We start from the raw sequence: 14889 nt of genomic DNA on the forward strand, positions 1-14889 counted from the left end.
AATGTCAATTTATCTTTGGGATCTCTCCAGTTGTCCTTATAGCCTCTATTACTGGAGGTAGTTTGCTTAATTTTTCTAATGTGGAATATAGATGTTCAGAGCTATCAATCTCTATTTGAAAGAATATTTCTGTTGTGTTGTCTACTTTAGTATCAAAACTGCCAGATAGAATGTTAATACCTTCGTCGCTAAGGGACTTGGCAATAAGAGCCAGTGCTCCTTTTTGGTTTTTACTAATTATTTTTATTGTAGCAGTATAAGTTTTATTATCCTCTCCAGCCCATGTAACTTCTACTAATCTATGGGGCTCCAAATTCTTTACATTTGGGCAATCTGAAGTATGGACGATGGTTCCTCTCCCTCTGCTTATGTATCCAACAATAGGGTCCCCTTTCACAGGCTGGCAACATTTTGCGTATCTAATAAGCATATTTTTTGCGCCCCTGATAACCACCCCCTCTTTTCTCTCCTCATCTGTTTCTTTGGCCTCTTGCTGTGAGGTGTTTTTTGCGCTTTTATTTTTAATTGAATCTGGCTTTTTGGCTTCTCCTTGAATAAGTCTGTTTAGTACTTGTTTTGGGGTCAGTTTGGCGTATCCAACTGCCACTAAGAGGTCTTCTACTGTTTTATAAGAAAATTCTTCTGCTACTTTTTCTAGGGTTCCTTTTTTTAGTTCTTTCTGAAGATTAATTCCTAATTTTTTGGCTTCTTTTTCTAAAATTTCTTTTGCCAGACTAATACTTGTAGCCCTTTCTTCTGTTTTAATCCAGTGTCTTATCCTGGCCTTAGCCTTAGCTGTTTTTACAAACTTAAGCCAATCTCTACTTGGTTTGTGATTGGGGTTTGTTATTATTTCAACTAGATCTCCATTTTTTAGTTTGGTATCTAATGGTACAAGCTTTCCATTTACCTTTGCTCCTACACATCTATCGCCCACTTCAGAATGGATCATGTACGCAAAATCAACTGGGGTAGCCCCTTGTGGCAGGGCCAATACATCCCGATTGGGAGTAAAAACATACACTTCGTCTTCAAAAAGATCTATTTTTAAAGATTGAATAAACTCCTTTGGATCTTTTAAGTCCCTTTCCCAGTCAAGTATTTGTCTGAGCCATGAAAATCTTTTCTCATCTTTTGGATTTATAATTTTTTTATCTTTATATTTCCAGTGTGCAGCAACACCATATTCTGCAATATAGTGCATTTTTTCTGTTCTTATTTGAATTTCTATTTGCTCACCATCTGGCCCAATCACTGTTGTGTGGAGACTCTGATACATATTTGGTTTGGGCATTGAAATATAGTCTTTGAATCTACCTGGTACTGGTGGCCATTTTGAATGGACAATCCCTAAGGTAGTGTAACAATCTTTTATTGTTTCAACTATGATCCTAAAGGCAATCAGGTCATAAACTTGATCTAAGGGTAGTCTCTGTTTTTTCATTTTTTGGTATATACTATATATATGTTTTTGTCGTCCACTAACTCTACCTTTAATATTGTTTTGCTCTAGAATTTGTTCTAATTTTGATATAACTTTTTTTACATAGTCTTTGCCCAATAAACGGTGCTGTTTTATCCAATTGGATATTCTATTATAAACGTCAGGTTTTAAATATTTTAGGCTTAAATCATCTAACTCCACTTTGATTTTATATAGTCCCAATCTGTGAGATATTGGTGAGTAAATTTCCAGAGTTTCCTGGGAAATTAACCTTCTTTTTATGGGGTTTTGAAACTCGAGGGTCCTCATATTATGCAATCTATCGGCAAGTTTGACTAATATTACCCTGAGGTCCTTGGCCATAGCCAGGATCATCTTTCTTATATTTTCAGCCTGAGCTGTTTGCTTTGATTCAAAGGTCATTTTCCCTATCTTAGTGACACCATCAACTATATCCGCAACCTCTTGACCAAAGTTATTTTGTATGTCTTCAATAGTAACACGTGTGTCTTCTACAGTGTCATGCAAAAGTCCACTTGCAACTGTAGGAGCATCCAACTTTAAATCAACTAATATGTTGCTTACTTCTAAGGGATGGGATAAATATGGTTCGCCGCTCAATCTAAATTGACCAGCATGGGCAGAGGCTGAGTAGACATAGGCCTTTTCAATTAAAGCGAGTTCAGATTGATTCATATACTTAGATGCCTTATCTAATATGTCTGTAATGCGTATCATAAAAAAAAATGCTCCAATTTAATTTAACAATGAAATTTTAATTAAAATATATAAGATAATTAGGATAGTAAAGAAAAAAAACTGGCTGTGATTGGGTTAATTGTTTTAAAAAATACTTGCCAAAATGCATATCTTTAACTATATAATATACGTTGTGTGTCTTGTGGCTTTGACAAAACAAAAAAAATAGAGTAATGACGCAAATTTTCTAAAAAAAATGAGGAAAAAATATTTTTTTTGAAAAATTTTATGTTTTTGAGGTGAGAAGCATGTCAATGGAAAAGGTGGATAATGAGGCAAAACAAAGGGTTGTGGAAATAACAGAATCTTTTATCAACGAGTCTATTCCTGATTATATTAAAGAGACTGCCAGTTCAATAATGTCTAAGATTGAAAAGATTGATCTAAAAACTAGAGATGAATATTGGGACATTGAAGGAATAGTTCAGGGTGAAGATTTTCAGATATTTAACCCAGAGATAGGGATAAATCTTCGAGATGGTACTTTGACCTATTTTTGTAATTGTACAGATTCGTTTTCTGGAGTGTGCTCACATGTAAGTGTTGTACTTTTGTCTCTTTTGAAGAGTTTTAAGAATGGTAAAGAAGAGCAACCCACCCCTAGAACAGATTGGAAACAGTGTTTTAGAAGTTTTTTCCAGTCAGCACCAGAACCAGAACCTGGGAACAATTATTTAATCTTCAGATTTTATCCCGAACCTAAAAGATTGATGGTATCTTTTTTTAGGGCAAGGCAAAATAAATCAGGACTATCTAAGGTGCAAAATCCAGTAACATTGGAGCAGATTATTAACAATCCAGAGTGGTGTGAGATTTCCTCTGATCTTCCAAATGTGGCCCTTCAAATAGGACAATATTTAGATTATTTAGGACATAAGGTGGAGATTCCATCTGGTCTTATAACCTGGTTTTTGTGGAGTATTAAAGATGAATTCTATTTATTTTGGCAGGATACAGATATCCCAGTTAGAATCACTACCCAGAGTTTGAGACTTCAACTCAAACCAATTTTGTCTGAAGATGGGTTGAGTTTTGATGTGTTGTTGAGCCATGAAGACAAGATTCCTTTTTCAATAACTAAAGATGACATTTTTATTTACGGTCAAGTGCCCATGTGGGTTATGTGGAAGAAAACATTTTATCCCGTGTATTCCACATTGGATTCAAATCTTATAATGAAACTTGTAAAGGACCCCCCTATAATTCATCATAATGAGTTATCAGAATTTTTGGACAGAGTGTGGTCCAAGATCCATGCATCAGATTTGTATGGCCAAGAAGAATTTTTAGAGCGGATGAAGCCAATTTTTGTATCTGCTAAGTATAATCCCAAGATCTATTTGGACGAAGAGGGTAGTTTGCTCACATTGACCATCCAAAATGTTTACGAGACCGAGCATGGCGACGTGATAGTTGGAGAGATAAATCCAAGTTTCCAAACTGGAAGTTATACATTTGAGGGGCGTTCATATTTGATAAGGAGGGATCAGAAGGCAGAAGAAGAACTTATTAATAAATTGATAGACATGGGATTTCAGACAAGAAGCAATTCTATTTGGTTTTTGGAACCAGAAGGGGCCATTAATTTTCTTTTGGATTTTTATCCTCAATTAGTGGAAAAATATAGGGTTTATGGTGAAAAAAATCTCTCTAGATTTAAAGTGCGTCATATAAAACCAAAGATTGTTGCTACCATTGATACAGAGGGAGAAAATCAGGATTGGTTTGATCTTAAGCTCGAAGTGGAATATGACAATTTTAAAGTTCCCATTGACAAGATCTGGAAGGCATGGACCCAAGGTAAACGCTATATTCAGTTAAAAGATGGGTCATATGCCAGCCTTCCTGACTCATGGTTAAAAAGGTTGAAAAATAAACTACAGTCCATGGGGATGGATCCAGAATCAGCGCCTAAGAAGAAGTTTAAGAAGTATGAAGCCCCAGTCTTAGATAAGATCATAGATGAAGTTGAAGAAGTAGAATCCAATACATTTTGGAACAGTCTAAAGGAACGGATACATAACTTTGAGAAAATAGAACAGATAGAACATCCAAAAAATCTAAATGCCACATTGCGTCCATATCAGCTACAAGGTGTTAGCTTTTTGAACTTTTTAAGAGAATATGGTTTTGGCGGAATTTTAGCAGATGAAATGGGTTTAGGTAAGACCTTGCAGACCCTGGCTTTACTTCAGCACGTGAAGGAAAAGGGTGGAAGTGGCCCTAATTTAATAATTGTACCTACCTCTGTGCTTCCCAACTGGCAAAAGGAGATAAAGAAATTTGTACCCCATATGAAAACATTGGTGATTTATGGTGCAAAAAGAGAGCCTCTGTTTAAAAAGATACCACACATGGATATAGTACTTACCACATATGCTTTGATCAGAAGAGATTTAGATTACTTGTTAAAATATGAATATAGTTCAATTATATTAGACGAGGCCCAGAATATAAAAAATCCCAATACAATTACAGCAAGGTCAGTGAGGAAACTAAAAACAAAGTTTAAAGTGTGTCTTTCTGGAACACCAATAGAAAATAATCTATTTGAACTCTGGTCTTTATTTGAATTTTTGATGCCTGGATTTTTGGGTTCTCAGCATTCTTTTCAAAAAAGTGTGGTAAAACCCATTAAGGATGGAGATGAAGAGGCCTTAAATTACCTAAGGGCAAGGGTAAAGCCATTTATCCTGCGCAGAACCAAGAAAGAGGTTGTAAAGGAACTTCCACCAAAGGTAGAGCATGTATACTATGCAGCCTTAATCGACGAACAAAAAGAGCTTTACGCAGCTTTGGCCAAGAGATTAAAAGAACAGGTGCTAAAAAATGTAGAGGAAAAGGGACTTGCAAAGGCGCAGATGTCCATATTGGATGCCTTATTAAAATTAAGACAGATATGCTGCCATCCAAGGCTGCTCAAGTTAGATATGCCAGGTATAAATACAAATATGCCTTCTGGAAAGTTTGAGGCATTTAAGGATTTAGTAACAGGGATAATTGAAGATGGGCATAAAGTTCTTGTGTTCTCTCAGTTTGTACAGATGTTGCACATTATCAGGGCGTGGCTACAAATGAATAAAATTCCATTTGCCTATCTTGATGGGTCTAGTAAAGACAGATTTGAACAAGTTGAGAGGTTCAATAATGATCCATCAATTCCAATCTTTTTGATTTCCTTAAAAGCAGGAGGTACTGGTCTTAATCTAACAGCTGCTGATTATGTAATTCATTATGATCCATGGTGGAATCCAGCAGTGGAAAGCCAGGCAACAGACAGGACCCATAGAATAGGCCAGACAAAGAAAGTGTTTTCTTACAAGCTCATATGCGAAAATACAGTGGAAGAGAAGATCTTGCAACTACAGCAAAAGAAAAAGGGTGTTGCAGAGGCAATAATTCCAGGCCAGGATCATTGGAGGTCTTTGACAAGAGAAGACCTTGAGATGTTATTTGAGATTTAGATAAAGGGAAAAACTCAAGAAGGATAAAGGCTCATCAACAGATGAGCCTTTTTTATATATACTTTTGCGTCAGTTCTAGCCTCCCAAACACAACATTTTTTTTATCTCAATTAAGCCATCTTTGATTTCTTTAATGGCCAGATTCCATCTCTCCTCATCCATCAATTTTTTCTTAGCACCCTCTATAGTCATACCCTTGTCATACAACAGTCGTTTTATTTTTAATATGGTACTTACTGTTTCCCTTGGATATAGGCGCTGACCCCCCTTGGTCCTAATAGTTTTTATTTGATTGAATTCTCCTTCCCAGAATCTGAGTACATATGGCTCAACACCTACAACTTTGGCCACTTCACCTATTTTGTAGTATCTGCGGCCTAGTTTTTCCATCCTACTTCACCCAAACATATTTATTTAATCCTAACAAATTAAGGGAATCTGACTGGTAATTTTTCTAGGATATATTTTCCGAGCTCTCCATGCACTTTGTCAACCTCCTTATCTGTCAGTGTTTTTTCTGGATGTCTGTAAGTCATTCTAAGGGTTATCCTTTTTTCGTTCTTGTCTTTGGGTGTGTATAGATCTATTAAATTAACTTGTTCCAATATTTTTGATTTGCTCTGTTCCAATGTATTTTTAATAATTTCGTATGTGAGTTCCTCTGGGCACACAATGGTCATGTCTCTATAGACTGGTGGGTATTTTGACCAATTTTTAAATTTAATCTTCTTTTTTTCCACCAATTGATAAATTTCGTCTAAAAACAACTCGGCTACATATACATCACTTTTTATATGATAGGACTTTTTTAATTTATTTTGTAATGACCCAATAAATCCAACATGCGTGGCGTCTAGGTACACCTCTGCCTGAATATCTAAAAATGGATATTTTTCTGTTTTCTTAAATTGTAATTGAGATCTAAGATTAAGTGTAGAGAAGAGGTGTTCAACAATGCCTTTTATATCATAAAAATCAACATGTTTTACATCACTGGACCAATGGTTTGGTTCTCTTTTACCGTATAGGGCAATTGCCAGTCTATTTTTTTCCAACACCCCAGTTTCACTTTTCTCATGCCGTATAAAGGACTTTGCAACTTCGAAAAAGTGGAGATCTCTATTTAACCTGTCCACATTGGTTTTAATCGCCTTGAGTGGACCTGTTATTGTGTATGTCCTCATTGTGTCCTGGTCTTTGGATAAGGGATTTGCAACAGGCACCATCTTATCCTCTGTTTCTCCAAGACTGATGAGCTCGTCCTTGTCAACAAAACTGTAGGTAATACATTCCTGCAGCCCTATTCCCCTTGCCCACTGTTTTATCTTGCACAAAAAATTGTAATCTGCACCTGCAGATACTTGTAATTTTTCAAAGGATTTGGAAATTCGTGGCAGAGTGGCAGGGACATTCTCAAGTCCATAGATCCTACCTACCTCTTCAACAAGGTCAATTTCTCTCTCCAGGTCAAGCCTAAAACTTGGAGGAATCACCTTGACCTTTTCGTCATCGACAGAAGTTATCTGGCATCCAAGTCTCCTTAGTATATTTGTGCAATATTCAGTCTTGGCATCAATACAGAGCAATGAGATTGCCCTTTTTGGTCTGAACAATATGGATTTGTGTTGGAATTTTTTAGGCTCATTCTTTATAATACCTTTTAAAATAGATCCACCACTAAATCTGGCTATTAAATATGCTGCGCGATCAATTGCCCTGTCTGCTCCTAGTTGATCCACTCCCCTTTCAAATCTGTATGCTGCCTCAGAGGAGATACCCAGTCTCCTGGCTGTTCTTCTGATCCTAGATGGGTTGAATAGAGCGCATTCAAGAAGGACATTTTTGGTGTTATTGTTTATCTCAGAGTCGTACCCGCCCATGATTCCAGCAAGGGCTACGGGATTTTCTGCGTCCCAGATAAGTAAGTCTTCTTGTGTAATTTCCCTTTCTTGTCCGTCTAAGGTCTTGAAATTTAGTTCATTATCTGGTCTTGCTACGCGTATTTTATTACCTTTGAGCAGATCCTTATCAAAGGCATGTAAAGGATGACCAAATTCTAATAAAACATAGTTTGTAACATCAACTATGTTATTAATTGGCCTTAGTCCCATTGCAACTAATCTATATCTCATCCATGAAGGTGCTTGTTTTATCTTTACTCCCTCAATTATTCTTGCTGCGTAAAGGGGGCAGTCTTCAGGGTCTTGAATCTCAATATCAATATGTGCAAGTTTGTCTGTTTCTACTTTTTCAATATTTGTCTTTGGTAAATTTAAAGGAAGGTCAAAATATGCAGAGACCTCTCTGGCTATTCCAAGAACACTTAAACAGTCCCCTCTATTGGGAGTGATTCCAATATCAAATACTTTTGTGTCCAAATCTAGGGCATCAATTAATTTTGTACCTGGTTCATACACTGAGTCCAATACCATTATTCCTGAATGATCATCTGACAGTCCCAATTCCCTTTCTGAACAGATCATTCCAAGGGATATTTCTCCCCTTAATTTTGCCTTTTTTATCTTGAATCCCCCTGGAAGGGTTGAACCCACAGGGGCAAAAGCAACATACTGTCCCTTTGCCACATTTGGTGCGCCACAAACAACTGGTAAAAGTTCTCCCTGTCCTATATCAACTTTGCACACCTTTAGTTTATCTGCATTTGGGTGTTTTTCACATTTTGCTACATAACCGACGACTATATCTTCAATTTCTTCAAAGGGATTTAATATTTCTTCAACTTCAAGCCCTACCATTGTGAGCACATGGGCAAGTTTATCTATATCTCCATCATATGGGGTAAATTCTTTTAACCATTTGACACTTAGATACATACCTGATCCTTTATATGAGGATTTAACAGTTATTTCTTAAAGTTAAGAGAGTAAGTAAAATTTGTACTTATGCATATTTAGGTGTTTTACACAGGAAAGTCTGTAAACTGGTTAAGGAACCTTATGTCGTTTTCAAAGAATATTCTAAGGTCATTGATCCCATATTTTAGCATTGCCACCCTTTCAACCCCTAGTCCAAATGCAAAACCAGAATATTTTTCTGGGTCATAGGATACTGCTTTAAATACTTCAGGATCTATGAGACCGCAGCCAAGGATTTCTACCCACCCAGTTTGTTTACACACCCTGCAAGGTGACCCATTTACAAAACCAGAACCATTACAAATTACACAACTTATATCAACCTCTGCGCTGGGTTCTGTAAATGGGAAGAAGCTCGGTCTAAATCTGACCTTTGTGTCACTGGAAAAAATGTGTTGAACAAAATATGTAAGTGTACCCCTAAGGTCTCCCATATTTACATCCTTATCAACTAAAAATCCCTCAATTTGATGGAACATGGGGGAATGGGTAAGATCTGAATCCCTCCTGTACACCTTTCCTGGTGCAATGGCTGCAACAGGCGGAGTGGTCTTTAACATTGTCCTTACCTGCAGGGGCGATGTATGGGTCCTTAAAAGTATATTTTCAGAAATATACAGGGTATCCTGCATATCCCTGGCAGGATGATCTTTTGGGATGTTTAAGGCCTCAAAATTATAAAAGTCGGTTTCTATTTCAGGTCCTGTGACAATCTCAAAGCCCAGTGATTTAAATACTGAGCAAATTTCTTGAATAGTTATTGTAATAGGATGTAGAGATCCAATAAATTGTTCTCTTCCAGGCAGGGTAATGTCTATTAGTCCCCTTTTTGCTCCTTGTTCTTCTAATTCCCGTTGCTTCTGCTCTATTAGATTTGTTATAACATTTTTTGTTTTATTTGCAACTTTTCCTGCTTCGGGTTTATCTTCATTTGGTAAGTGGGGGAGTCCCTTCATTACCTTAGCGAGCTCCCCTTTTCTACCCAGAAACTTTACACGGATATGGTCTAACTCAGAAGATGTAGTAATTTTATTAATTTCTTCAGATAGACTCTTTTTTATAGATTCTAATTTATCCAAAAAATTTTTTAAGTTTCTGGCCAATTTTTTACACCTTTGTTTTTGCTATTTCTGCTAATTTTGCAAAACCTTCCTTGTCATTAGTGGCCATGTGTGCCAACACCTTTCTATTTAACTCAATGTTGTTTTCTTTTAATCCATAAATAAATTTGCTGTATGAGAGGCCATGTTCTCTAGCAGCAGCATTAATCCTCATAATCCAGAGCCTTCTAAAATCCCTTTTTCTTTTCTTTCTGTGTGCATAAGAATTTGTAAGGGCCTTAAAAACAGCGTTTTTTGCTACCCTATATACCTTACTTCTAGCTCCTCTAAAGCCCTTGGCCATCTTTAGAAGCTTTTTATGGCGTCTCCTTGTAACATATCCACCCTTAACTCTCATTTATTTATACCTCCAGAATTGGTGTCTTAAGTTTTATATGCCCAACACTCTTTTTATTGCCTTTAGATTGGCTGAATCCACAAGTGCTGGTTTCCTTAAATTTCTCTTCCTCTTGGCACTTTTTTTTGTCAGGATATGACTGTGATATGCTTTTCTCCTCTTAATTTTTCCAGATCCTGTTACCTTAAACCTTTTGGCAGCACCTCTATGTGTCTTTAATTTTGGCATATGACCTCCACTAAATATATTTTAGCATTATTTTTTTGCACCCTTTGCGGCCTTTGGAGCAAAGATAACAAACATATTTTTACCCTCAAATTTTGGCCCCTGTTCAACTCTGGCTATATCTTCAAGCTCTTCAATAATGTACTTTAACATCTCCTCACCTTGATGCTTGTGTATTACTTCCCTGCCCCTGAAAAAGATAGAGACCTTACAACGATCACCTTTATTTAAAAAACGTTTAATATGGTTCATTTTGGTGTTCAGGTCATGGTCATCAGTCTTGGGCCTTAATTTAACTTCTTTTAATTGAACCTGGACCTGCTTTTTTTTGGCCTCTTGAGCCTTTTTTTGTTGCTGGTAAACATATTTACCATAATCCATTATCTTACATACTGGCGGATCTGCCTGGGGAGCAACCTCCACCAAATCCAGACCCTGATCATAGGCTAAATTGAGTGCCTCCTTTGTATCTAATATACCAAGCTGTTTCCCAGAGGCATCCACTACGCGCACCTTAGGTGCTCTAATTTGTTCATTCCGTCTTGCTTTAACAGGCGAAGCTATAGCTCATCCCTCCCCTTTTAAAAGGTTCCATGCAATCTTTCTTAATTAACTCTACCACTTCTTCTATTTTTTTAGGCCCAAGGGTTTTATTTCCCCTAAGCCTTACATTTACTGTCTCATCCTCTACTTCTTTGTTTCCAACAACCAATATATATGGAATTTTCTCCAGTTGCGCCTCGCGTATCTTTAGATTTAATTTTTCATTTCTAGAATCCATTTCAACTCGAATACCAGCATTTCTTAACCTATTATAAACTTTTTCACAATAGTTAAGTTGTTCATCTGTTATATTTAATATCCTTGCCTGAACAGGTGATAGCCAGGTTGGAAAGGCTCCTGCATAGTGTTCTATGAGTACCCCCAAAAATCTCTCTATTGCACCCAAAATCACCCTGTGAAGCATGACTGGTCTGTGTTTTTTGCCATCTTCACCAATATATGTGAGATCAAAACGGGCAGGTAGAGTGAAGTCACATTGGATTGTGGCACATTGCCATTTTCTATTTAACGCATCTTTTAATTTAACATCTATTTTGGGCCCATAAAATGCCCCTTCTCCAGGACATATTCCGTATTCCATGCCAATATGTTCCAATGCCTGTTGAAGTGCTTTAGTTGCCCTATCCCAATCTTCATCAGAGCCAATTGATTTTTCTGGCCTTGTGGATATTTCCACTTCATATTTAAAACCAAAAAGTGTCATTACGTCTTGCACAAATTGTAAGATATTTACGATTTCATCCAAGAGTTGGTCTGGTCTGCAGATTATGTGCGCATCGTCCTGGGTAAATTCTCTCACCCTTAGCAGTCCATGGAGTACACCTGATTTTTCATGCCTGTTTACTTTTCCCAGCTCAAAATACCTGATTGGCAGGTCTCTATAGCTACGTATTTTTGATTTATAGATGAGCATGTGGGCCAAACAATTCATGGGTTTTAATCCATATTCCTGCTCATCTATCTTTGTAAAATACATATTTTCCCTATAATTGTCATAATGACCAGATTTTTCCCAAAGTTGTTTCCTGAGTAGCTGCGGCCCTCTAACAAGCTGATATCCCCTTTTTAAATGTTCTTTTACCTCAAAATCTTCTAAAATAGTCCTCACAAGGGCGCCTTTTGGATGAAATATGGGCATACCTGGACCCACTTCATCGCTAAAACTAAAAAGATCTAATTGAACCCCTAATTTTCTGTGGTCCCTCTTTTTGGCTTCTTCCAGCATGTTTAAATATTTTTTTAATTCCTTTTTGCTGGGCCATGATGTTCCATATATGCGCTGGAGCATTTTATTCTTCTCATCTCCTCTCCAATAAGCCCCAGCAATAGAGAGGAGTTTAAATGCCTTTATATATGATGTTGATGGTACATGTGGACCTCTGCACAGATCAACAAAATCATCCTGGATATATACAGATACCTTGTTATCTTCTATCTCATCTAGTAATTCTAGCTTGTATGTCTCATTTCTTTCAAGAAAGAGCTTTTTTGCCTCGTTTTTATCTAGAATTTTCTTTTCTATCTTTATGTCCTGCTGAGCAAGTTTTTCCATCTCTTCTTCAATTGTGTCTAAATCTTCAGGAGTGAATGGAGACTCCACATCAAAGTCATAGTAAAAACCATCTTCAATTGCAGGGCCTATTGCAACCTTTGCGTTTGGAAACAGTCTTTTTACAGCTTGAGCCATTAGATGGGCAGTTGAATGCCTTAATATTTCCAGACCTTCTTGTGAATTAATTAAAATAGGTTCTATTTTTGCACCGTCTGTATCAATTGTATCAGATAAATCTGCTGGTATTCCATTTACCTTGCAGGCAATGATATTTTTCAGTTTTCCTTTTGAATAGACTTTATTTAAAGCATCAAATATAGTGGCTCCCTTTTCAACTTCCACGCTATTTTTATCTATAAAAATTTGCAATTTTTTACCTCCCTAAAAATCTAAATAGGGAGGCCTGGCTCAAGCCTCCCTATTTACATAAATAGGCGCGAGGAGATTTGAACTCCTGACCCCTTGCGCGTCAAGCAAGTGCTCTCCCCCTGAGCTACGCGCCTATTAGCTGTGCTAATTAAACACTAAATTTTATACGTGTCAAGGGTAAATTCGTGATTCGTAATTCGTGATTTGGGAATGGTGAATTGTAAGTCGTGAATCGTGATTTGTGACTTGTAAGTTGAATATTCTAATCACTATTTACAAATAACCAATCACTAATCACGAATCACTGTTGAAGGGCAATGATTTTGCTAAAATAAAATTTCTGGGATTATTGACATATTGAACTAATTTAACTAAAAAATATTTTGTTTACTGACATTCTCCGCTGACATTCTCCGCCGAACAAGAGCCTGGATTTGATTTCTAAACCGCTACAGTAGGTTAGCGGCGAGTTTAGCTCAGAGGTTATAAGTGTAAAATTAAAAAAAAAGCAGAAAAGCATGTCAGATAGAAAAACAAAATTTACAGATTTTGAAGCTCTGGCCGAAAATTCACCACTGGCCATCTACCTGGTGAGCACGAATGGATTTTTTAGGTACGTTAACAAAAAGGTTTGTGAAATAACTGGGTATAGTAGAGATGAGCTTTTAAATATGGAATGGACGAAATTAGTCCATCCAGAATTTAGAGAATTTATGCTTGGTCAGGTTGATAAACGATTTAGACAAAAGGGGGCCCTTCCTAAATATGAGTTCAAGGCAATAGATAAGTATGGACGTGAAATGTATATGGAAGGTCATTTTTCTCTGGTCGATATCGGTAGTGAAGTATGTATTTTGGGACAAGTACTGGATATTACAGACAGGAAAAAGATGGAAATTGAACTAAAGCGACACGAAGAGTCTTTGCGTAGAGTTTTAGAGACATCAAATCTTGGATATTTTGAAGTAGATATTGCGGGAAACTTTTTATATGTAAATGAGGCCTTGGCAAAGATGTTTGGCTATCCAAAAAAAGAGCTAATTGGGATGAACAACAGAGAATACTCTGAGCCAGGAGATGCAAAGAAGGTCTATAAAGTCTTCAATAAGGTATATAGGGAAGGAAAGCCAGTTACATTCTTTGATTGGAAGATTAAGAGTAAGAAAGGAAAGAAGATATTTGTTGAGACCTCTGTTGATTTAATGTACAATGAAAAAGGTGAAAAAATAGGATTCAGAGGGATAGTTAGGGATGTAACTAGGGAACGTGAGATAAAAAAAGAGTTAGAAAAACGGGAGGAATATTACAGGACACTATTTGAGGGATCAGCGTCACCTACAATAATAGTTGATGGATATAAAATAGTTGATGCCAATAAGGCCTTTGAGGAATTATCCGGCTACAATAGAGAAGAAATAACAGGAAAGCTTGAATGGACTAAATTTGTTGATGAGAAAGATCTACCCAGGATGTTAGAATATCAACAAAAGAGACAAATTGATCCAGAAGGTGTACCTTCAATGTATGAATTTGTGTTTATAGACAGAAATAAAAATAAGAAAGATGTATTGATAATAGTAACTCTTTTGCCAGATGGAAATTTTTTGGCCTCTTTATTGGATATTTCAGAAAGGAAAAGACTGGAAGAGAAATTGAGATTTATAAGTTTCCACGATCCATTGACAGGTCTGTATAATAGGTACTATTTTGAAGAAGAATTTAACAGACTTGAAAATAGTAGATGTCTTCCTGTGGCTTTAATTATTGCTGACCTTGATGGATTAAAATATGTAAATGATACCTTCGGACATAAGGTGGGTGATGAATATATCAAGTCTTGTGCAAATATATTAAGATCTTGTGTCAGAAAATCAGATGTTGTGGCAAGGCTTGGGGGGGACGAATTTGGGATAATATTGCCAAAGAGTGATGAAAAGGCAGTAAAAAAAGTCATTTCAAGGATTAATGATGCAATTTCTAAATTTAATAAGAATAAAAAAGAAAAATTTAAGATAAGTATATCAATGGGATATGCTGTAAGTTCAAACAATAAATTAGAGAACAATAAGTTGTTTAGGGATGCTGATAACGCCATGTATCTTGAAAAACAGAGAAGAAAAAAAAGGAAAGAATATATATGCATGAGGTAAAACTTGGTTTTAAAATAAAGGATTATCT

General features: G+C 36.5%; 10 protein-coding genes and 1 tRNA gene. 2 read left to right on the forward strand and 9 right to left on the reverse strand.

The features are described from left to right. Positions 1-4 precede the first annotated feature (4 nt). Positions 5-2182, reverse strand: a complete 2178-nt coding sequence (locus ACY2V1_RS05025) for a RelA/SpoT family protein (RefSeq protein ID WP_461833703.1) — start codon at positions 2180-2182, stop codon at positions 5-7. Between the two features lie 284 nt (positions 2183-2466). On the opposite strand from ACY2V1_RS05025, the gene ACY2V1_RS05030 reads away from it, so the two are divergent. After that, positions 2467-5667, forward strand: coding sequence for a DEAD/DEAH box helicase (locus tag ACY2V1_RS05030; RefSeq protein WP_461833710.1), 3201 nt, complete (start codon positions 2467-2469; stop codon positions 5665-5667). Between the two features lie 75 nt (positions 5668-5742). On the opposite strand, the gene ACY2V1_RS05035 is transcribed toward ACY2V1_RS05030, so the two are convergent. The 8 genes from ACY2V1_RS05035 to ACY2V1_RS05070 all read right to left on the reverse strand — a co-directional run bounded on the left by ACY2V1_RS05035 (position 5743) and on the right by ACY2V1_RS05070 (position 12845). Next, positions 5743-6057: a MerR family transcriptional regulator gene (locus tag ACY2V1_RS05035; RefSeq protein WP_461833704.1), complete on the reverse strand. Its 315-nt coding sequence runs from the start codon at positions 6055-6057 to the stop codon at positions 5743-5745. Between the two features lie 38 nt (positions 6058-6095). Beyond that, positions 6096-8501, reverse strand: coding sequence for a phenylalanine--tRNA ligase subunit beta (pheT, locus tag ACY2V1_RS05040; RefSeq protein ID WP_461833705.1), 2406 nt, complete (start codon positions 8499-8501; stop codon positions 6096-6098). Positions 8502-8587: 86 nt separating this feature from the next. Then, positions 8588-9646: a phenylalanine--tRNA ligase subunit alpha gene (pheS, locus tag ACY2V1_RS05045; protein WP_461833706.1), complete on the reverse strand. Its 1059-nt coding sequence runs from the start codon at positions 9644-9646 to the stop codon at positions 8588-8590. A 4-nt stretch (positions 9647-9650) separates the two neighbouring features. After that, positions 9651-10001 (reverse strand): 50S ribosomal protein L20, encoded by a 351-nt coding sequence (gene rplT / locus ACY2V1_RS05050; RefSeq protein WP_461833707.1) that lies wholly within the window; start codon positions 9999-10001, stop codon positions 9651-9653. 33 nt (positions 10002-10034) lie between these two features. Then, a complete protein-coding gene (gene rpmI / locus ACY2V1_RS05055; protein ID WP_459878575.1) occupies positions 10035-10229 on the reverse strand; it encodes a 50S ribosomal protein L35 in 195 nt (64 codons plus the stop codon). 27 nt (positions 10230-10256) lie between these two features. Then, complete coding sequence (gene infC / locus ACY2V1_RS05060) at positions 10257-10790, reverse strand: translation initiation factor IF-3 (protein WP_461833711.1); 534 nt, start codon at positions 10788-10790, stop codon at positions 10257-10259. After that, complete coding sequence (gene thrS, locus ACY2V1_RS05065) at positions 10774-12711, reverse strand: threonine--tRNA ligase (protein ID WP_461833708.1); 1938 nt, start codon at positions 12709-12711, stop codon at positions 10774-10776. Before thrS ends, infC begins: the two co-directional genes overlap by 17 nt. A gap of 62 nt (positions 12712-12773) precedes the next feature. Beyond that, positions 12774-12845: transfer RNA gene (locus ACY2V1_RS05070), tRNA-Val, on the reverse strand. Positions 12846-13229: 384 nt separating this feature from the next. On the opposite strand from ACY2V1_RS05070, the gene ACY2V1_RS05075 reads away from it, so the two are divergent. Beyond that, positions 13230-14861, forward strand: a complete 1632-nt coding sequence (locus tag ACY2V1_RS05075) for a sensor domain-containing diguanylate cyclase (RefSeq protein ID WP_461833709.1) — start codon at positions 13230-13232, stop codon at positions 14859-14861. Positions 14862-14889: the final 28 nt, after the last annotated feature.

It is taken from the genome of Desulfothermus sp., assembly GCF_053993635.1.